Here is a 19,893-nt window from a genome sequence, read left to right as displayed (position 1 = left end):
CCCGCGCTCTTCCGCCGTTGTGCAGTGAAGCATTTTTAGAGGCCAATCGGGCTCTCCCATGACAAGTGACGTAGCAGTTCCCGCCCCGGAAACGGTGGCGGCCAATGGGCATGGTGACGCCCACACCACCGCCCGTTTCGGCGCGCTGACACTGGGCAGCATCGGGGTGGTCTATGGCGACATCGGTACCAGCCCGCTCTACGCGTTCCGCGAGGCCGTGATGGCCGCCTCGGGTGCGGAGGGAGTGCCGACGCCGGCAGCCGTGCTCGGCGTGCTCTCCCTGATCCTGTGGGCGCTGATCGTCGTGGTGACGCTCAAATACGTCGTGATCCTGCTCCGCGCCGATAACAATGGCGAGGGCGGCACGCTGGCGCTGATGGCGCTGGCCCAGCGTGCGGTCGGCACCGGCGGGACGGCCATCGTGCTGCTCGGCATCATCTCGGGCGCGCTGTTCTACGGCGATGCCGTGATCACGCCGGCGCTCTCGGTGCTGTCGGCGATCGAGGGCATGAAGGACGTCACCCTGACGTTCGAGCCTTATGTCGTGCCGCTGACCATCGTGATCCTGGTCTGCCTGTTCGCCGTGCAGTCGCGCGGTACCGCCCGCGTCGCCGCGTTCTTCGGGCCGATCATGTGCGTCTGGTTCGCGGTCATCGCGGCGGCGGCGATCCATCCGATCATCCAGCAGCCGCAAGTCCTCTACGCCCTGAACCCACTCTACGCCGTGTCCTTCATGCTCCACCACGGCATCATCGGTTTCGTCACGCTGGGCGCCGTGTTCCTGGCGGTCACCGGCGCCGAGGCGCTCTATGCGGATCTCGGGCATTTCGGCAAACGGCCGATCCAGTTTGCCTGGCTGTCGATCGTGCTGCCCTCGCTGGCGCTGAACTATCTCGGGCAGGGGGCGCTCGTGCTCAGCGACCCCGGCGCCATCGTCAGCCCCTTCTTCCAGCTCTTTCCGCAAGGCTTCGTCCGCGGCTGCATGGTCGTGCTCGCCACCATGGCAACCGTCATCGCCAGCCAGGCGGTGATCACCGGCGCCTATTCGCTGACCCGCCAGGCGATCCAGCTCGGCCTGCTGCCGCGCTTCGAAATTCGCCATACGTCGGAAGCCCATTCCGGCCAGATCTTCATCCCGCGCATCAACCAGCTGCTGCTGGTCGCGGTGGTGCTGCTGGTTCTATTGTTCCGCTCCTCCAGCGCGCTGGCCTCGGCCTACGGCATCTCCGTCACCGGGACCATGGTGGTCACGGCGCTGATGGGCTTCGTCGTGATCTGGAAGGGCTGGCGGTGGTCGGCTCTTGGGGCCGGCGCGCTGATTGCGCCCTTCCTGTTCCTCGACCTGACCTTCCTGACCGCGAACCTGCTCAAGGTGTTCGAGGGCGGCTGGGTGCCGCTGGCGCTCGGCGCGCTCATGATTATCCTGATGTACACGTGGCGGCGCGGCAGCCGGCTGCTGTTCGAGAAATCGCGCAAGCTCGAGTTCCCGCTCGCTGATCTCGTCGCGATGCTGGAAAAGCGGCCGCCGCAGCGGGTGCCCGGCACCGCCGTGTTCCTGACCTCGGACCCGCTCAGTGCCCCGACGGCGCTGATGCATAGTCTGAAGCACTACAAAGTGCTGCACGAGAAGAACGTCATTCTCACCATCGAGACGGCGCAGACCCCGCGGATCGACCCGGCCGAGCGGGTGAAGCTGGAGCAGATCTCACCGACCTTCTCCAAGGTGACGCTGAAATTCGGCTTCATGGAATCGCCCAACGTGCCGAAGGCGCTGGCCATCGCCCGCAAGCTCGGCTGGCAGTTCGACATCATGTCGACCTCGTTCTTCCTGTCGCGCAGGGCGCTCAAGCCCGCGGTGCATTCCGGCATGCCGCGCTGGCAGGACCGGCTGTTCATCTCGCTCAGCCGCTCCGCCAACGACGCCACCGACTATTTCCAGATCCCGAGCGGCCGCGTGGTCGAGGTCGGCACCCAGGTGACGATCTAGGCTGTGCCCGAGGCTGCACTTCAAGAGGCTGCACTTCAAGTCGCTGCGATTTAGCTTTAACTTGCGCAAGGCAGCTCAAGCCTTTGTAGCGCTTGATTTTCGTGAGCCGAGAGGCGAGGTTGCCGCCGGCCGGGACAGGTCCGGCGGGCACGCGCGATGTTGGAGGATGATGTGGCAAACCAGGTGCAGGATCTGACCCCGGACGAGGTCTCCAAGGGTGTCGCGGAGGGCCGCTATCTCCTCGTTGACGTGCGCGAGCCGAACGAGGTCGAAGCCGAGGCCTATCCCTATGGCGTCGTCGTGCCGCTCTCGACCTTCGATCCCAAGGCGATCCCCGATCCCGCCGGCAAGGAAGTCGTGTTCGCCTGCCGCTCGGGCAAGCGCTCGGTGACGGCCTCGCTCGCGGCGCAGGCGGCGGGCCTGCCTTACGACAAGCACCTGGCCGGCGGCATGCTGGGGTGGAAGGCGGCGGGGCTTCCCAGCAAGGTCGGTGGCTGATCGGGCCGATGTCGAAAAGCTCTTCCCTGAACAAGATCTTCGCCGATCTTCCCGTCACCATCTTCGAGGCGATGTCGCAGGCCGCGCGCGACAATGCCGCCATCAATCTCGGCCAGGGCTTTCCCGACGATCCCGGCCCGGAGGACATCCGTCGCGCCGCCGCCGAGGCCTCGCTCAACGGCTACAACCAGTACCCGTCGATGATGGGCCTGCCGGAGCTGCGCCAGGCGATCGCCACCCATTACGACCATTGGCACGGGCTCAAGCTCGATCCGATGAGCGAGGTGATGGTGACCTCCGGCGGCACCGAGGCGCTGACCTCGGCCATCCTCGCTGTGGTCCAGCCCGGCGACGAGGTGGTCTGCTTCCAGCCGGTCTATGATTCCTACCTGCCGATCATCCGCCAGGCCGGCGGCATTCCGCGCCTGGTGCGCCTGGAGCCGCCGCACTGGCGGTTGAATGAGGACATGCTGAAAAGCGTCTTCAATTCAAAGACCAAGGCGGTGCTCTTCAACAATCCCCTGAATCCGTCCGCGGTGGTCTATCCGCGCGAGGACCTCGAGCTCTTGGCGCGCTACTGCCAGGAGTTCGACGTCATCGCGATCTGCGACGAGGTCTGGGAGCATGTCACCTTCGACGAGCACAAGCACATCCCGCTGATCACCATCCCCGGCATGCGCGATCGCACCATCAAGGTCGGCTCGGCCGGCAAGATCTTCTCGCTGACGGGCTGGAAGATCGGCTTCGTCTGCGCGGCGCCACAGCTCTTGCGCGTCGCCGCCAAGGTGCACCAGTTCCTGACCTTCACCACCGCGCCGAACCTGCAGGCCGCGGTCGCCTACGGCCTCGGCAAGCCCGACGAGTATTTCCTGTCGATGCGCAAGGATTTGACGCGGAGCAGGGACCGCCTGACCAAGGGGTTGGAGAGCCTCGGCTTCCCCGTGCTGAAGTCGCAGGGTACCTACTTCCTCACTGTCGACCTCTCGCCGCTCGGGCTCAACGAGAGCGACACCGAGTTCTGCTGGCGGATCGTGAAGGACTACAAGGTGGCGGCGATCCCCGTGTCGACGTTCTACGAGCAGGACCCGGTGACGTCAGTGGTGCGCTTCTGCTTTGCCAAGAAGGACGAGACGCTCGACACCGCGCTGGAGCGGCTGTCGGACGCGGTGCGTGGACGCAAGAGGTAGACAGGGATGACGAACGTCGGCCGCTCCGGATTGGGCCTTGGGCTTGCGATCGCCGCCGCGCTGACGTTGCTCTCTGTGCCCGCAGGGGCCGAGGAGCGCGTCGTCAACTTCTACAACTGGTCCAACTACATGGCGCCAGATGTCCTCGAGGCCTTCACCAAGGAGACCGGCATCAAGGTCGTCTACGACACCTTCGATGCCAACGAGACGCTGGAGACACGCCTGATGGCCGGCAAGTCCGGCTATGACGTCGTGGTGCCCACCGCCTATTTCCTGCAGCGCCAGATCAAGGCCAACATCTTCCAGAAGCTCGACAAGGCGAAGCTGCCAAACCTCGTCAACGCCTGGCCGATGGTGACGAAGAACCTGGCGACCTACGACCCCGGCAACGTCTATGCCGCCAACTACATGTGGGGCACGACGGGCATCGGCTACAACGTTGCCAAGATGAAGCAGATCCTCGGGCCCGATGCCAGGATCGACAGCTGGGACATCGTCTTCAAGCCGGAGAACCTAGCAAAATTCAAGGATTGCGGCGTGCACATGCTCGACTCCGCCGACGACATCTTCCCGGCGGCGCTGAGCTGGCTCGGGCTCGATCCGAACTCGACCAAGCAGGCCGATCTCGAGAAGGCCGCCGAGGTCGTCGCAAAAGTTCGCCCGTCGGTGCGCAAGTTTCACTCCTCCGAATACCTGAGCGCGCTCGCCACCGGCGAGATCTGCTTCGTGGTCGGCTGGTCCGGTGACATCATGCAGGCCCGCGCCCGCGCGGCGGAGGCCAAGAATGGCATCGAGATCGGCTACGCCATTCCGAAGGAAGGCGCGCAGATGTTCTTCGACAACCTGGCGATCCCTGCGGACGCCAAGAATGTCAAGGAAGCCTACGAGCTCATCAACTATCTCTACCGCCCGGACGTCGCCGCCAAGAACTCGGACTTTCTGTCCTACGCCAGCGGCAACCTCGCCAGCCAGAAGCTGGTCGATCCGAAGATCCTGAACGACAAGAACATCTATCCGGACGAGGCGACGCTCGCGAAGCTTTTCGTCATCACAGCGCGCGAGCCGGCGACCCAGCGGATCATCAACCGGCTCTGGACCAGGGTGAAGACGGGGCGGTAGAGGCTGCCACGGGCTCCCGCCGTGACGGCAGCTAACGCCACCTGCGATGCAGCCACAGCCACTGCTCGGGATACTCGCGCACCCAGCCTTCCACCACGCTCGTAACCGCCTGCGTCGTTCCTTGGATGTCGATCCTGCCCTCGGCATCGCGCACCGGTGGGATCTCTTCCGTGAGCTCGCCGCGAAAGCGGCCGCCGGGCAGGCGGATAATGCGCACGCCGTGGATCGGGCATTCGACCTGGCGGAGCAGGCGCGCCAGCATCGGGTTGGCACGGGTCTTGCGGCCGAAGAAGGTGACCTCGACGCCGCCGGTCAGGTACTGGTCGATCAGCATCGCGACGTGCTTGCCGTCCTTCAGCGCCTGCGCCAGGCGCAGCGGCGCATCGCGTCCCGCCGGGATCAGCGTGCCCATGTTGACCTGGCGCATCTCCTGAATGATGCGGTCGGCCGAGGCGATGTTCGGCCGGCGGTAGAGGATCGCGGTATCCAGCCCATGCGCGACGGCGGCGAGCGCCGGAAGCTCCCAATTCGATAGATGGGCTGCGAAAATCAGCGCCGGCTTGCCGTCGTCGCGGATGCGGTCGAACAGCTCGATACTGCGCGGCGACAACTCGATCCGGCTCCGCTCCGGGTGCGCGCGATCGTAATCCCAGACCTTGTCCATATGGGCGAACTCGGCGCCGACGCGGCCAAGATTGTCCCAGACGCCCATTAGGATCTGGTCGATCTCCTCCGGTGATTTCTCCGGAAAGGCGGCGATGAGGTTGGCACGCCCGATGCGGTGCTCGCGCAGGCGCGGCCCGATCAGCTTCACGGCGCGCGCGAGAAAGTCGGAGGTCTTGACCGGATCGAAATAACGCGTGGTCCGGAGCAGGCCGACGGTGGCGGCGCCGATCAGGCTTCCACCGATCGATTTAACTGCATTCCGCGCGCGAATCTTCGTGCTGACAGGAATCAGCGCCATGCGTCCGGTCAGGCCGGTTCGCGGGTCAGGATCAGCGAGGCGTTCTGGCCGCCGAAGCCGAACGAGTTCGACATGACGGCGGTGACGCGGGCATCGCGTGCGGTGTTGCCGACCACGTTGAACAGGATCGTGGGATCCGGATTGTCGTAATTGATCGTCGGCGGGATGCGCTGATGCTCGAGCGTGAGCAGCGAGAAGATCGCCTCGACCGCGCCGGCTGCCGAGATGGTGTGGCCGACCATCGACTTGTTGGAGGTGACCGGGATCTTCTGCGCGAGCTCGCCGAACACGGCCGATGTCGTGTTGAACTCCATCTTGTCGTTCTCGGGCGTCGCGGTGCCGTGCGCGTTGATATGGTCGATCTGGTCCGGCGTCATGCCGGCATCGGCGAGCGTCTTGTTCATGCAGCCGATGATCGGTTTGCCGTCGGGCGAGGAGCGGGTGCGATGGAAGGAATCGGTAAGCTCGCCGCAGCCGGCGATCACGCCGAGGATCTTTGCACCGCGCGCGGTGGCGGCCTCATAGCTCTCCAGCACGAGGGCGCCGGCGCCTTCGGCCATGACGAAGCCGTCGCGGTTCTTGGAGAAGGGGCGGGAGGCTGCTTGCGGCGGATCGTTCTGGGTCGACAGCGCCGAGAGCAGCGAGAAGCGCACCAGCGCTTCCGGATTCACGGTGCCGTCGGTCGCAACGCACAGCGCAGCGTCGGTCTCGCCGCGGCGGATCGCCTCGACGCCGAGCTGGATCGAGGTCGCTCCGGACGCGCACGCCGTCGACAGCGAGATCGGCGAGCCCTTGGTGCCGAAGGTCTCGGCGAGATGCGCGGCCACCGAGCCGAACATGAAGCGGTGATGATAGGCGCTGTACTTGCCGCCACCGGAGATGCGCAAGAGATCGTCGTAGTTGAAGTCGGGCTTGCCGACGGCGCGGCCGAGCTCGCGGCGCTGCGGCCATTCGACTTCGACCGGAGCAACCGCGAGGAAGAGGGGTCCCGGAAAATCGGCCTTGGCGCCGATGCCGGCCTGCTCCAGGGCCTCCTGCGTCACCAATTCGGCCATCCGTTCTGACAGGCCGGTGGACGAGAACGGATCGACGCTGACGAAATCGACGGTGCCGGCCATCGTGGTCTTCAGGCCGTCGACCGGAAAGCGCGTGATGGTGCGGATGCCGGATTCGCCGGCGACCAGCTTCGCCCAATTGTCGGCCTTGCCGGCGCCGAGCGAGGTCATGATGCCCATGCCGGTGACGACGACGACGGGACGCCCGAGTTTGTCGCGTGGTGCAGTCATGTCGATCCCCCGGGTGAGCTAGCCAACTGCCTCGACCAGCGCCATGCCTTCGCCGCGCCAGTGTCCGGCTCCCACCACCACAATCTGGGTGGGAGCTCCCTGCATTTCAATCTCGGTGCCGGTGGAATCGTTCGGCGGGAACAGCGCTCCGCGCGAGATCGACAGCGCGGCAAGCGCGATGCCGAGCGGGAATTGCGTCTCCATGGTGTGACCGAACATCGTGCCGGTCGAGCGCACCGGGAGATCCGCATGGCTCTTCAGGAAGCCGCGCTCCTCGCTGGTGGCCGGCTCCGCACCGGTTGCCCCCGTGATGATCGCGCCCTTACCTTCGCGCTTCGGCAGCTTGGCCCAAAGCTTCTCCAGCGTCGCGGTCATGTCGCCACTCTGCTTGCGCCGGGCGAGATCGGCAACGACGCTCGACAGCTTCGCGAACGGCTTTGCACCGCGTGCTTCCGCATGCGCCCGCGATTCAAGCACCAGGAACGCGCCGGCCGAGCCGAGCGCGAAGCCGGGATGGTCCTTGCGCGCCCACACCGGAGCAAACTTGTCCTTGAGGTTGAAATCGCCGAATTCGTAGAGGACGAGCAAGTCCTTGCGCTCGCCATTGTGCGAGCCGCCGACCAGCGCGATGTCGCTCTCGCCCGAGGCGATGCGCGACAGCGCGATACGGGCGGCATCGGCGCCGGCGACTTCTTCGCCCATGAAGGTGCGCGAGGTGCCGCCGAGACCATGCACGATGGCGATGTTGCCGGCGAGCAGGTTGGAGAGCTGCGCCAGGAAGAGGGTAGGGCGCAAATCGCTCATCAGCCGTTCGTTGAGGAAGCCGGGCGCGTTGGCCCCCTTGGCTTCCGCCGTGAGCACGCCGGTGTCGACGTTGAGATCGCGCTCGCCGCCGCCTGCGGCCACCACCATGTCGATCTTCGACAGGATGTCCTTGTTGCCCTTGATCCCGGCGGAATCGAGCGCGAGGCCGGCGGCGTAGGTGCCGATGCGCTGCCAGGCTTCCATCTGGCGCTGGTCGCCCTTCTTCGGGATCTGGGCGTCGAAGCTGACCGGCATCAGGGGATGCACGATGTAGGGCGCAAAACCCTTCTCGTCGACATTGATGCGCTTCTCGGAAAGCGCGGCCCAGTTGGCGTCCAGGCCCTCGCCGAGCGATGTGGCGAGCCCAATGCCGGTGATCCAGACTTCGGTCTGGCCTGGCTTCGTAGCGGGAGTGTCAGTCATGGCGATACGGCCTGTTGCGGAAAGCCGACGCGCTCGGCGACTTTCGCCATGTACCCGCGCATATCCGCATTGGGGAAGGGAATCAGCGTGAAGGTCAGTGCCGAGTTGGCGCGCAACTTGCCGCCGACCCTGATCTTGGCTTCGGTCATGGCGTAGCCCGAGCCTTCATGCGTGAGGCTCGCCTCGATGCTCATGAGATCGCCGGGATAGACCGAACCGCGGACCTTGGCCTCCTTCACGGCGGCCAGGATCGGCATGCGCTCGAACTTGAACACGCCGAGCTGAAGCCAGCCCGAGGCCTGCGCCATCGATTCGATCAGGAGCACGCCAGGCATCAAGGGATAGCCCGGGAAGTGGCCCTCGAAGATGGTGCTTTCCTTCGGGACCAGGGCTTCGACGACGATCGTCTTCTCGTCGACCTTGAGGTCGACGATGCGATCGATCATGTGGAAGTATTCGAGTTGCATGACCGCGCCCTTAGGCGCTCGCGCCCTTGGCCGCAACCAGTTCGTCGATGCGGGCGCACAGGTTTTTCAGCACGAAATACTGTTCGGTGGTCGCCTTGCCGTCGTTGACCTCCTGGGTCCACTTTTCCAGCGGCAGCTTGATGCCGAACTGCTTGTCGATCGCGAACGCGATGTCCAGGAAATCGAGGCTGTCGATGCCGAGATCGTCGATGGCATGGCTATCCGGCGTGATCGTGTCGCGCGGGATGTCGCAGGTTTCAGCGATGATCGTGGCGACCTGATCGAATGTGGAAGACATCACTAAGCCTTTGATATATTGCGGATATTTGTCAGATTTTCCAGAGTGGCACGGTGGGTGGGCATCGCGCCCCTGATGACGCCCAAAAACCCCCCTCTGGCCGGGTCGAGAGCCCGTATATCGGAGCGCCGCCCTGAGTTCAATGGAGCCGGGCAGGCTTGGAGGCGGGGCTGGGGATGCCCGCCGGAGCCCTTCCCGCCGGGGGCCGGCGGTGGATCGGGCCTAGATATGCGGCGTCGTGATCTTGACGCAGTCGCGACGGCCCATCAGCACGCAATCCTGGGTCCGGCGCAGGTCGGCGATGTTGACCGCGAGCCAAATCCCGATCGCGGTCAGCGCGATGGTGAAGGCCAGCGCCGCGACGTTGGCGAGCATGCGATGGCGGAAATCGTCCGGCTCGGCGCGCGGCTGCTCGTAGCGTGACAGGTCCAGCGGCTCGGGCGCGACGTGCAATGGCTGCACGGTGCCGCTGCCGCGGTGGACCGTCGGGGATGGCGAGGTGCGCGGCCTGAACTGGAGCACCCGGTGCTCGTCGTCAGAGCTTATGGGCCGCTGGCTATTCATGGGGCGGGGATCACTCCGAAGCAGCGGTTTTTGATAGCACACGTGACGAACGCGTTGCAGAAAATCTTCGCAATGCCTGCGTGCATTCTGGCGCTCGCGCTATTTGTACATGGATGGTATGGAGCGACCGGGGAACCGCCCGTCAAGTCGATGGCGTGAGTTGCGTTGCAACAAGGGGCCGGGCGACAGCCAGGGATTCGCCGCCTGCGGTCGTGCCTACATCAGCTTGTGATCTCGACGCCGTTCCGAGCACGTTTTGCCGCCGCAGAGCGCATGTCATAGTCCACGGAACCTGAATCGTCAGTTGCATCCACGCGAGGGGCCTTCGACCATGACCACGACCAACGCACGTGAGCCGAGAGTGCATCCGGTCCCGATCCTGTCGCTCCGGCCGACGCAGATGACGGTCGGCATGCGCGAGGTCAAGGAGAAGCGCAAGCGCTGGCGCGGCCACGACAAGAAGAAGCAGGCCGATCTGCTCGGCAAGCACATGATTCCCGTCGTCTACGGTCCGGACGAGCGCTACTACGTGATCGACCATCACCATCTCGGCCGCGCGCTGCACGATGAAGGCGTCAAGGAGGTGCTGGTGACCGTCGTCGGTGACCTCCGCATGGTCGAGCGCGAGGCGTTCTGGGGCGTGATGGACAACAAGCGCTGGGTCTACCCTTACGACGCCAAGGGCGAACGGCGGGGGTTCCGGGACCTGCCCAAATCGATTGCCGATCTCAAGGACGATCCGTTCCGCAGCCTGGCCGGCGAATTGCGCCGCATGGGCGGCTTCGCCAAGGACACCACGCCGTTCTCCGAATTTCTGTGGGCCGACTTCCTGCGCCGAAAGGTCTCGCGAAAGGTGGTGGAGGCCGATTTCGACAAGGCCATCGAGAAGGCGATGGCCGCGGCCAAGAGCAAGGATGCGATCTATCTGCCCGGCTGGTGCGGTGCGGCGGACGAGGATTAGAGGTATCGGGAATCAGGCGTTGTGATTCACCCCGTGCCTCTCGTGAGCTGACCATCATGCGCGGCCACTCGCGTCAGTCGCGCTGGAAGATCCTGGCACCGGGGTAGGCGCGACGGGCGTAGGTGATCACCAGCGCGCGGTCCTGGGTGTCCAGGAACGGCGTTCGGATCTGGCACGACCCGACGACGAGGTGCCACAGGCCATTGAGTTTCTGGATCACGACTTTCATTTGAGTAGTTCCTCGATAACCCCCATTCCAGCGGATGCTGCTTGTCGCTGCATTGCTGAGGATCGTGGCCGGGGGTGTGGAATTCCCAACACCGCTCACATTCCGCTGCAAAACCGTCGACCATTAGTAAGTGGTTGCGGCTCGTGCCCAGATAAGCCGAATCCCATCACAGCCGCTTGAGTGAAATCAAATTCCGCGTCCACGAAACCGTCCTGAAACAGAGCCGTCCCATCTCTATGGGGTAGTCGAGCTCACACAGGAGGCGAACATGCGCCGTCTGGTTTTCGTCATTGCCTTGCTCGCGGTTGCGTCGGCGGGAATCTCGGCATCGTTTGCCGCAGTTCACCACGCCAAGTCGTTGACGTTCGCGGAGCGCTTTGCTCCGGCGCTCGAGTTGATGGCGAAGCGTTAGCGGCGTCTCGCTGGTGCGGTCCGGCGGACGATGATGAGAGCGTCCGCCGCGGCGCGGCGACATCGCTGCGCGCGAGCCTATGACCTCAACCGGCCAGGGCGCGATCGATGTTCCGCAGCCGCACGAAGGCTGCCCAGGCTTGCGGATATTCCTTGTCGGCGGGAGCGATCGCAAGCAGCGCGCAGCGCGCTTGCTTGATCTCTTCCTGCGACAAACGCTTCGCCGAAGCCTGCGAATTTTTCGACTGCTCCCAGCGGGCCTCGATCTCCCCGGCAAAGGCCAGCGCTTCAGCGGCCGTGCGCTCCTGCGTCGGTTTTGCCGGGCATTGGCCCGAGGCGCGCGCGGGCCATGCGACCGGCGGCCGTTCGGCCTGCCAGATGGGTTCGCTCTCTGGTGCGGCCTTCACCTCCGAGCCTGAAGGCCGCCCTGCCGGCGACGGCGCCTGTCCTGTCCCGGCCGGACCCGACGCGGAGCCCAATCCTGGCGCGACGGCTGTCGTCTGCGCGGCGAGTTGGCCGAGCTGTTGCTCCATCGTCCCGCCGCTGGATTGAGGGATCATCTTCGAGACCGCCTTGGCCACTGCCAGCGTGCCGGGTGCGATCGGCAGTTGTTGTTCGGCAGTCCTGACATCGGTTGCGTTGGGGCACGATTGGTAGGGAGAGTGCTGGGACGTAATCCGGCCGCCGTCGTCGACCCGGGCGAAGTCGCTGGCGACGGTGTAGACGAACGCGGCATCGATGGCGTGGCCGGCCTTGTCGTTCGCTTTCACGGCGCCGCATACATATCTCGCAGCGTCCGCCTCGACCGTTCGCAGGCCGCTGAAGTGGGCCGAGCCGGGCTCGATGAGCAGGCGAGAGACTGCCGCTCGGGCCTTGCGGTGCTCGGACTGAAACATGCTCCATATTTCATCGGGATTGATCATGTCGGGCTGATAGTTCCAGGTGTACCCGATCCCGAAGAATGCTGCGCCGATGCACGTCGCGATGATGGAGGCTCGCAGATTCATGAGATGGCGCCCTTTAGCAGGCACGACTCGTCCGCGTCTCCGCTCATGGTGTGAGGGAAACTGTGGAGGTTGTGCCGAAGTGTTTGTGCTAGTTGGGGGCGAGACTCTTAATAAAACGTGTGGGATTGTGAAATCGTCATGGTTCCCGTCGAGCGGGAACTCTATTTTTCCGCCGGCGTCATTTTCACATGGAGGTCATACACCCGGCATCTCCCGCCGTGCTGCGCGCGGAGATGTCTTGAAGCCCTCCAATAGCACCCAAGGGGCGGGGAAGCTTGGGGGCAGCGACATTGCGTCCTGGGCACGGCTTGACTTTTCGCAAACGCGTGCCGGTTCCGGCCGCTACTGTCCGCCTTGCATGATTGCCGAAGAGCGTTGCGCCCCGATGTCGAAGTGAGGTGGGCTCCAGGTCATGCCGATTGGAGACATGACCATGAGCCTCATCTTTCGCATCGTCTTTATCATCGCCGGCGCGGTCACTGCGCTGTTCGTTGCGCGCGATGCCCTGAACTTCACCATCATCCAGACCTTCGTCGCCGTCCTGCTCGTGACGGCCATCGTGGGGGTTGGAAGTTTCTGGAGTCTGCGGCGGAAGACGTGAGCAAGGCAGAACACGGCGACGCGGCCGGGCTGAGCGAAACCGAGGCTCGGCTGCGGCTGCAACAGGACGGTTACAACGAACTGCCTCGGCCCGAGCGGCGCACGGCGCTGCGCATCGTCATCGAGGTGTTGCGCGAACCGATGCTTGCGCTGCTTCTGTGCGGCGGGCTGGTCTACCTCCTGCTCGGCGACCTCCGCGAAGCCCTGCTGCTGCTGGCATTCGGCGCCATCTCCATCATCATCACGATCGTGCAGGAAACCCGTACCGAACGCGTGCTGGAAGCCTTGCGAGACCTGACCAGTCCGCGCGCGCTCGTGGTCAGGGACGGGGAGCGGCGGCGGATCGCGGGCCGGGACGTCGTTCGTGGCGATCTTCTCGTCCTGGCCGAAGGCGATCGGATTGCGGCCGATGCGCTGCTCGTGAGCGCACGCGATCTGGAGGTGGATGAGTCGCTGCTGACCGGGGAATCCGTCCCGGTGCGCAAGCAGGCCGCCAAGACGCCAGCCACCGAAGCCGTCGCGGCCGAGCATCGCCCCGGCGGCGATGATCTGCCCTTCGTGTATTCCGGCTCGCTGGTGGTGCGAGGCGAGGGTCTGGCCGAGGTCGAGGCCACAGGCCCTCGTAGCGAGATCGGCAAGATCGGACTGTCGCTGCATGGCTTGCAGGCAGAGCCGCCGCGGCTGCAGCAGCAGACGGCACGGCTGGTACGGCTTTGCTTTCTCGGCGGCGCGGCGATCAGCCTGGCCGCAGTCCTGCTTTACGGAACGTTACGCGGGGATTGGCTGCAGGCGCTGCTCGGCGGCATTGCGATCGGCATGTCGATGTTGCCGGAGGAATTTGCCGTGGTCCTCACGGTGTTCATGGCGATGGGCGCCTGGCGCATCTCGAAGGCGCGCGTGCTGACGCGGCGCTCTGCCGCGATCGAAGTTCTCGGCTCCGCCACGGTGCTATGCACCGACAAGACCGGCACGCTGACGCAGAACCGGATGTCGGTTGCCGAGCTGAGGCTGGGAGACGGAACGAGCTTGCGCCTTGGCTCGGCGCAGCCGGCTGCCGTGGGAGCGGAATTTTTCGATCTGGCACGGTGCAGCGTTCTGGCGAGCTCGCCGGAGCCGTTCGATCCCATGGAGAAGGCGCTGCACGCGTTCGTGCGTGCGAGTGTGCCGGAGGATGACGACGCCGGGAGCGCTCGGACCTTGATACGCAGCTACGGCCTGCGGCCCGAGCTGCTGGCGATGACCCAGGTTTGGCAATTGCCGCATCGCCAGGAAGCCTTCGCCGCGGCGAAAGGCGCCCCCGAGGCGATTGCGCGCCTCTGCCAGCTCGACGGTGCGGAGCAGGCGGCGATGCAGGAGGCGGTCGCGGCCATGGCGAGGGATGGTCTTCGCGTGCTGGGGGTGGCCGCGGCGACCTGCGATGGCCAGACGCTTGCAGCCTCGCAGGAGGGGTTCTCCTTTCGCTTCCTCGGTCTTGTCGGGTTGGCCGATCCGCTTCGTCCGCAGGTCCCCGAAGCGGTAGCCGAATCTCGCTCGGCCGGCATCCGCGTCGTCATGATCACGGGCGACTATCCGGCGACCGCCATGGCGATCGCCGGGCAGGCCGGGCTCGACGTCAACGAGGTCGTGACCGGCGAGCAGATCAAGCTCGCGGATGAGCGCGAGCTCGAGGCCCTCGTCAGGAATGTGAACGTCTTCGCGCGCGTCCTGCCGGAGCAGAAGCTGCGGATCGTCCAGGCCATGAAGCGCAACGGCGAGATCGTCGCGATGACCGGTGATGGCGTCAACGACGCGCCGTCCCTGAAGGCTGCCCATATCGGGATCGCGATGGGCGGCCGCGGCACCGATGTCGCCCGCGAGGCTTCCTCCATCGTGCTGCTCGACGACGATTTCGGCTCCATCGTTGCAGCGATCCGGTTGGGGCGGCGGATATACGACAATCTCCGCAAGGCGATGGCCTTCATCTTCGCCGTCCATGTTCCGATCGCGGGACTTGCGCTGCTTCCCCTGGTGTTCGGGCTGCCCGTGGTCCTCGGCCCCGTTCACATCGCGTTTCTGGAGCTGATCATCGACCCCGTCTGCTCGCTGGTGTTCGAAGCGGAGCGGGAGGAGCGCGACGTCATGGCGCGCCCACCGCGGCGCGTCGATGCGGAGCTGTTCTCGTGGGCCCTGGTCGGGTGGAGTGTTCTCCAGGGCGTCATGGCATTCGCGTTGATCGCCGCGATCTTCGTCGTGGCGCTTCGTTCCGGCGTTGCGCCCGACGAGGCGCGCACGCTCGCCTTCATCGTGCTGGTCACCTGCGTCGTCGCGCTGGTGCTGGCCAACCGGTCGTTCAGCGCGTCCTTCATGTCAGCCTTCTTCCGTCCGAACCCGGCGCTGCTCTGGATCTTCGTATCGATCGCATCGATTCTGGCAGCGGCTCTGTTCTGGCCGCCGGCGTCCAGCCTGTTTCGGTTCGGTCCCATGCACCTCGACGATCTCATGGTCACGCTCGGGGCGGGATTGCTGTTGCTGACGGCGCTCGAACTGCTGAAACCGATCTGGGCGCGGCGGCTGCGATTCTAGATCGTGACGCGGCAGGTCGTGCTCGTGATCGCGAGAGATCGACAGTCCCAGGAATTCGTGCAGCCGGCGGAAGACGCGAGCAGGACGGCGGAGCCGACACATTAGAACGGATCCAGTCTAAATCGATTCTACGACACGAATGTCCAAAAGACTTTGATTGTGCGCACGAAGTCTCTGCATGGTCGTCTCCGTAAATTCGGGGACTGGGAATGCTGGAATTTGTGTCTGACGCACGCGCAATGAAGCGCGGGCGCGTGTCGGTGTTGTGCGGTCTTCTCGCACTTCCTCCTGCCATCCTCTTCGGCAGCAACGCCCAAGCCCAGAGTGCGAGCACAGCATCGGATCTTCCCCCCGTCGTGGTCGAGCAAAGTCGCGAGAGCAGACGCCAGGTCACGACGTCGCGCAATCCGCGATCGGCGCGCGTCCGGCAAGCACGATCGCGCGCTTCGGGACAGACATCTCAGGCGGCTTCTCAGCCGGCCGTCGCTGCAACGGAACGCGGCACGGATCCGGTGAGGGGCTTTGTGCCCGTCCTCAGCTCGGCTGCGATGAAGTCCGACGTGCCGATCCTCGAAACGCCTCAATCCGTTTCGGTGGTCAGCCGCGACCAGCTCGATGCGCGCTCGGCCACGACGCTGGTCGAAGGATTGCAGTACGTGGCGGGCCTCGCCGTCCAGCCGGGCGGCAAGGACCCGCGCTTCGACAACGTCTTCATCCGCGGCTTCGACAACAATGGCTACGGCGCCTATCGCGACGGACTTCGCGAGGTCGGCGATCCCAACTTCTTGTCGCTGTTCCGCAACGAGCCCTACGGCTTCGAGCGCATCGACGTCATCAAGGGCCCGAGCTCGGTCATGTACGGGCAGGGCGCACCGGGAGGCCTCGTCGACGTCATCAGCAAGCGGCCGCCCGACAAGGCCTTTGGCGAGATCGTCGGCCAGTTCGGCAATTACGACCGGTTTCAGGGCGCATTCGACGTCGGAGGTCCCGCGGCAAAGGATGGGACACTGTTCTATCGGTTGACCGGCGTGTTCCGTGATTCCGACGCGCAGATCGCCAACTTCTCGAACTTCGTGAAGGACAACCGGACCTATATCGCGCCGGCCGTGACCTGGAAGCCGACCAACGATACGACGCTGACTATTCTCGCCGACTACACCCACGACGTGACGGGCAACGCGTTTCCGCTGTCGATGCTCCATGTGGCGGGCGGTAAGATCACCAACGTCACGGCGCTGCCGCTGTTCCTCGGCGATCCCAGCTACAACAAGTTCGATCAGGAGCAGGAGCGTGTCGGCTACCAGCTCGAGCACCGCTTCAGCAACAATCTGATCTTCGAATCGAAGGCCCGCTATGGCCACACCGAGCTCGACTATCGCTATCTGACCTTCATCGGAACTCCGCTCGATACGGCCACGCTGTTTCCGCGCCGCGCCATGCGCATCCAGGAGCAGGTCGACACCCTATCGACCGACAACCACCTGATCAGCAAGTTCAGCACCGGGCCGCTTCGGCACACGGTGGTCTCCGGCGTCGACTATCTGACGTTCAACATGACGGACCGGACCCAAGCCGGAAGCGCGCCGTCGCTCAGCAGGATCAATCCGGTCTACAACCAGGCCATCGCGGATCCGACTGCGCTCGTCACTCCCTCGGCGAACCAGACGATCGACCAGGTCGGCGTCTACATGCAGGATCAGATGAAGATCCAGAACTGGATCTTCACGCTGGGCGGCCGCTACGACGCCTCCGAACAGAACACCTATGCCTTGGCTGCCGTGGCGAGCAACAAGACCACCGACACCAAGGACACGGCCTTCACCAAGCGGGGGGCGGTCTCTTATGTGTTCGATTCCGGTGTGGCGCCTTATTACAGCTACTCGGAGTCCTTCCTGCCGACCCCGGGCACGGATGTCGCGGTGAAACCGTTCAAGCCGACCACGTCACAGCAGCACGAAGTCGGCGTGAAGTACCAGCCGTCGCGGACGCTGTTGATGACTTTGGCGCTGTATGACCTGACCCGGCAGAATTCGCTCACGTCCGATCCCGTAAATTTCGGCTATTCGGTCCAGCTCGGCGAGGTGAATTCGCGCGGCATCGAATTCGAGACGCTGGCGCAGATCGTGCCCGGGCTCAATCTCGTGGCGACCTACACCAACCAGGACGTCAAGGTGACGCGGAGCACCGGTGCCGATCTCGGCAAGGTGCCGACGCTCGTGGCCCGCCAGATGGCATCGGCCTATCTCGATTACACGATCCAAGGCGGCGCCTGGGACGGCTGGGGTCTTGGCGGCGGCGTCCGCTATAACGGGCCGACCTTCGCCGACACCACCAACACCATCGTCAACGAGGCTTACGTCGTGTTCGACGCCGGCCTGCATTATCGCCAGCCGAAGGGTGTGAACCTCGCACTGAACGTCAAGAACATCGCCGACCGCGTCACGCTCGCGTGCACGACAGGCGGCGGTTGCCAGTACACCAGCCCGCGCACCGTCACGGGCACGCTCAGCTATCGCTGGTAGACGCCATGGTTCACGCGCGCACGATCCGCCTGTGGTCCCGCATCCACACCTGGACCTCGCTGGTGTGCATGCTGTTCCTGCTGATGCTGTGCGTGACGGGCCTTCCGCTGGTCTTTCACGACGAGATCGACGATCTGCTCGAGGACGAGATCGAAGCTCCTGTCCTGCCGGAGGGGACGCCGCGTCTTTCGCTCGACAGGATGATCGCAGCGGCCCAGGCGCGCTTTCCCGGGCAATACGTCCTGCTGCTCAATCTGAAGCAGACCGAGCCGCTGGTGACGGTCGCGGTTTCGCCGACCGCTGTTCCCGCGCCGGGCAACTTTCATCGCCTGACACTCGATGCGCGGACCGCCGCCGTGCTCGGCGAAGAAGCGCCGCATCAGGATGTCATGGACATCGTGTTGCGGATCCACAAGGACATGTTTGCGGGCCTGCCAGGCGAGCTGTTTCTCGGGGCGATGGGGCTCATGTTCGCCGTGTCGATCATCTCCGGTGTCGTGGTCTATTGGCCGTTCATGCGGCGGCTCGATTTCGGCACGATCCGCCGGCGATCCTCGCCCCGCGCCAAATGGCTCGACACGCACAATCTCCTCGGCATCGTCACCGTGACCTGGACGATGGTGGTGGGCCTCACCGGCATGATCAACACGCTGGCGACGCCGCTGTTCGATTTGTGGCGGGCGCAACTGATCCCGGTCCTGCTGGCGCCTCATCTCGGCAAGCCTGTGGCTCCGATTCCTTCGGTTCAGGCCGCAGTGGAGCTCGTCCGCGCGAGATTTCCGGATCGTCTGGTCACCTCGGTGACGATGCCGACCTCGGCGCGCTTCGGCAGCCCGCAGCACCTCGTGGTCTGGACCAGGGGCGCGACGCCCTTCACCGCGCGCATGTTGCAGCCGATGCTGGTCGACGCCAACGACGGCAAGACGATCGTCGCGCCTGAAGTGCCCTGGTATCTGAAGACGCTTCAGGTCTCGCGCCCGCTGCATTTCGGCGACTATGGCGGGCTTCCGCTGAAGATCGTCTGGGCGCTGCTGGACATCATCACGATCATCGTCCTCGTCAGCGGGATCTATCTCTGGATCGCGAAGCGAAAGTCGTCGGTCCGCGGCAAGCCGCTCGGCGCGGGCCGGACCGCGGCAGTCGGCGTCTAGCCCATGGCCACGCCCGTCCGGAACCGGCCTCAGGTTCACAGAAGCGTATGGGATGTCTTCCGCTGGCCTCTCCTCGTCGGCGTTGTTTGCGGCGCGGGGCTTGCCGTCGCGCTGGTTGGAGACGGTCTCTGGGATGCGATTTCGTGGCTTGCTTTGTCGTTGCCGGTCGTTCTGGGGATCGTCTGCTGGCGCCGCGCAGCTCAACCGCGCTGAGATTTATGGACGGCGATCCGGCTCCGACAGACGGCGCGCTTCGACGTCGTGGCCGACGTCATGCTTCTCATCCTTGCCGCCAAGCATCCGATGCAGCCAGCGTTCGAGACGGCGGCCGATCGTCAGCAGAACGAAGGTGAAGGCCAGTGCGACCAGCACGATCTTCCATTGGCCGGCGCCGCAGGCAATGCCGAGGCAGGCGGCGAGAAAGGTGCACGCCGCGCTGGTCAGGCCGCGCACGCGGAGACGGTCGCTCTCGTGGACGATGACGCCGGCTCCGAGGAAACCGATGCCAGTCAGGATGCCCTGGATCACGCGGCTGGCCGCATCGGTAAGCTTGCCCGGCTCGGCGAACTCGACCGCGAGCAGCACGACGGTTGCGGTGGAGAGCCCGACGATGCCGAGCGTCTTCAGCCCGATCGGCTTGCCGTGCAGGTCGCGGTTCAGGCCGATCGCACTGCCGGCGAGCGTCGCGCTTCCAAGGCGCAGCAGAATTTCGGGCCAATCCAGTTCGGTCATGTCGTGTCCGTCACTTCGTCGGCCGGCGTCCCATGAGATCGTCAAGGGTCGGAAAGCCGGCTTCGAGCCGGCAAAGCATAGTCTATGCGAGCGAGACGCTCCAGAGGCGCCGGAAGATCGC

At 64.8% G+C, this 19,893-nt stretch carries 18 protein-coding genes; 9 read left to right on the top strand and 9 right to left on the bottom strand.

Features of this window, described 5'->3' with window-relative positions; all coding sequences use genetic code 11:
* The first annotated feature begins 58 nt into the window (after positions 1 to 58).
* The 4 genes from SE92_RS09625 (at position 59) to SE92_RS09610 (ending at position 4,791) form a co-directional block, all read left to right on the top strand.
* Positions 59 to 1,987, top strand: a complete 1,929-nt coding sequence (locus SE92_RS09625; RefSeq protein WP_063195486.1) for a potassium transporter Kup — start codon at positions 59 to 61, stop codon at positions 1,985 to 1,987.
* A gap of 171 nt (positions 1,988 to 2,158) precedes the next feature.
* The gene (locus SE92_RS09620; RefSeq protein WP_015686918.1) at positions 2,159 to 2,485 is read left to right on the top strand and encodes a rhodanese-like domain-containing protein; all 327 of its coding nucleotides are present in this window, start codon (positions 2,159 to 2,161) and stop codon (positions 2,483 to 2,485) included.
* Positions 2,486 to 2,493: 8 nt separating this feature from the next.
* Positions 2,494 to 3,672 (top strand): aminotransferase, encoded by a 1,179-nt coding sequence (locus SE92_RS09615; RefSeq protein WP_063195485.1) that lies wholly within the window; start codon positions 2,494 to 2,496, stop codon positions 3,670 to 3,672.
* Between the two features lie 6 nt (positions 3,673 to 3,678).
* Complete coding sequence (locus tag SE92_RS09610; protein ID WP_063195484.1) at positions 3,679 to 4,791, top strand: polyamine ABC transporter substrate-binding protein; 1,113 nt, start codon at positions 3,679 to 3,681, stop codon at positions 4,789 to 4,791.
* Between the two features lie 31 nt (positions 4,792 to 4,822).
* On the opposite strand, the gene SE92_RS09605 is transcribed toward SE92_RS09610, so the two are convergent.
* The 6 genes from SE92_RS09605 to SE92_RS09580 form a co-directional block, all read right to left on the bottom strand.
* Positions 4,823 to 5,755 (bottom strand): lipid A biosynthesis lauroyl acyltransferase, encoded by a 933-nt coding sequence (locus tag SE92_RS09605; protein WP_063195483.1) that lies wholly within the window; start codon positions 5,753 to 5,755, stop codon positions 4,823 to 4,825.
* An 8-nt stretch (positions 5,756 to 5,763) separates the two neighbouring features.
* On the bottom strand, positions 5,764 to 7,041 hold the full coding sequence (locus tag SE92_RS09600; protein ID WP_063195482.1) for a beta-ketoacyl-ACP synthase: 1,278 nt from the start codon (positions 7,039 to 7,041) through the stop codon (positions 5,764 to 5,766).
* Between the two features lie 18 nt (positions 7,042 to 7,059).
* Positions 7,060 to 8,268 carry a beta-ketoacyl-ACP synthase gene (locus SE92_RS09595; protein WP_063195481.1) on the bottom strand — a complete coding sequence of 403 codons (1,209 nt, stop codon included), beginning with the start codon at positions 8,266 to 8,268 and terminating at the stop codon, positions 7,060 to 7,062.
* Positions 8,265 to 8,735, bottom strand: coding sequence for a 3-hydroxyacyl-ACP dehydratase FabZ family protein (locus SE92_RS09590; RefSeq protein WP_063195480.1), 471 nt, complete (start codon positions 8,733 to 8,735; stop codon positions 8,265 to 8,267). The genes SE92_RS09595 and SE92_RS09590 overlap by 4 nt, the downstream gene beginning before the upstream one ends.
* Positions 8,736 to 8,745: 10 nt before the next feature.
* Positions 8,746 to 9,033 carry an acyl carrier protein gene (locus tag SE92_RS09585; RefSeq protein WP_007592476.1) on the bottom strand — a complete coding sequence of 96 codons (288 nt, stop codon included), beginning with the start codon at positions 9,031 to 9,033 and terminating at the stop codon, positions 8,746 to 8,748.
* A 222-nt stretch (positions 9,034 to 9,255) separates the two neighbouring features.
* On the bottom strand, positions 9,256 to 9,597 hold the full coding sequence (locus SE92_RS09580) for a hypothetical protein (protein WP_063195479.1): 342 nt from the start codon (positions 9,595 to 9,597) through the stop codon (positions 9,256 to 9,258).
* Positions 9,598 to 9,928: 331 nt separating this feature from the next.
* Here SE92_RS09580 and SE92_RS09575 point away from each other — a divergent pair, with 331 nt between their 5' ends.
* Positions 9,929 to 10,558 carry a ParB-like protein gene (locus SE92_RS09575; RefSeq protein WP_063195478.1) on the top strand — a complete coding sequence of 210 codons (630 nt, stop codon included), beginning with the start codon at positions 9,929 to 9,931 and terminating at the stop codon, positions 10,556 to 10,558.
* 73 nt (positions 10,559 to 10,631) lie between these two features.
* On the opposite strand, the gene SE92_RS36575 is transcribed toward SE92_RS09575, so the two are convergent.
* Complete coding sequence (locus tag SE92_RS36575) at positions 10,632 to 10,787, bottom strand: hypothetical protein (RefSeq protein ID WP_198172599.1); 156 nt, start codon at positions 10,785 to 10,787, stop codon at positions 10,632 to 10,634.
* 268 nt (positions 10,788 to 11,055) lie between these two features.
* Here SE92_RS36575 and SE92_RS36570 point away from each other — a divergent pair, with 268 nt between their 5' ends.
* Positions 11,056 to 11,199 (top strand): hypothetical protein, encoded by a 144-nt coding sequence (locus SE92_RS36570; RefSeq protein ID WP_167443344.1) that lies wholly within the window; start codon positions 11,056 to 11,058, stop codon positions 11,197 to 11,199.
* Positions 11,200 to 11,284: 85 nt separating this feature from the next.
* Here SE92_RS36570 and SE92_RS09570 read toward each other — a convergent pair whose 3' ends face one another.
* Positions 11,285 to 12,205 (bottom strand): hypothetical protein, encoded by a 921-nt coding sequence (locus tag SE92_RS09570; protein ID WP_063195477.1) that lies wholly within the window; start codon positions 12,203 to 12,205, stop codon positions 11,285 to 11,287.
* 597 nt (positions 12,206 to 12,802) lie between these two features.
* On the opposite strand from SE92_RS09570, the gene SE92_RS09565 reads away from it, so the two are divergent.
* The 3 genes from SE92_RS09565 to SE92_RS09555 all read left to right on the top strand — a co-directional run bounded on the left by SE92_RS09565 (position 12,803) and on the right by SE92_RS09555 (position 19,040).
* Positions 12,803 to 15,367, top strand: coding sequence for a cation-translocating P-type ATPase (locus tag SE92_RS09565; RefSeq protein WP_063195476.1), 2,565 nt, complete (start codon positions 12,803 to 12,805; stop codon positions 15,365 to 15,367).
* A gap of 548 nt (positions 15,368 to 15,915) precedes the next feature.
* Positions 15,916 to 17,889: a TonB-dependent siderophore receptor gene (locus tag SE92_RS09560; protein WP_084251780.1), complete on the top strand. Its 1,974-nt coding sequence runs from the start codon at positions 15,916 to 15,918 to the stop codon at positions 17,887 to 17,889.
* Between the two features lie 5 nt (positions 17,890 to 17,894).
* Entirely contained in the window at positions 17,895 to 19,040 is a 1,146-nt protein-coding gene (locus SE92_RS09555; RefSeq protein WP_063195474.1) for a PepSY-associated TM helix domain-containing protein, read from the top strand.
* Positions 19,041 to 19,256: 216 nt separating this feature from the next.
* On the opposite strand, the gene SE92_RS09550 is transcribed toward SE92_RS09555, so the two are convergent.
* Positions 19,257 to 19,772: an MgtC/SapB family protein gene (locus tag SE92_RS09550; protein ID WP_063195473.1), complete on the bottom strand. Its 516-nt coding sequence runs from the start codon at positions 19,770 to 19,772 to the stop codon at positions 19,257 to 19,259.
* Positions 19,773 to 19,893: the final 121 nt, after the last annotated feature.

Origin of the sequence: Bradyrhizobium sp. AT1, assembly GCF_001590795.1 — a bacterium.
Taxonomy (GTDB): Bacteria; Pseudomonadota; Alphaproteobacteria; order Rhizobiales; family Xanthobacteraceae; genus Bradyrhizobium.
This window is presented reverse-complemented; position numbering and strand designations above follow the sequence as displayed.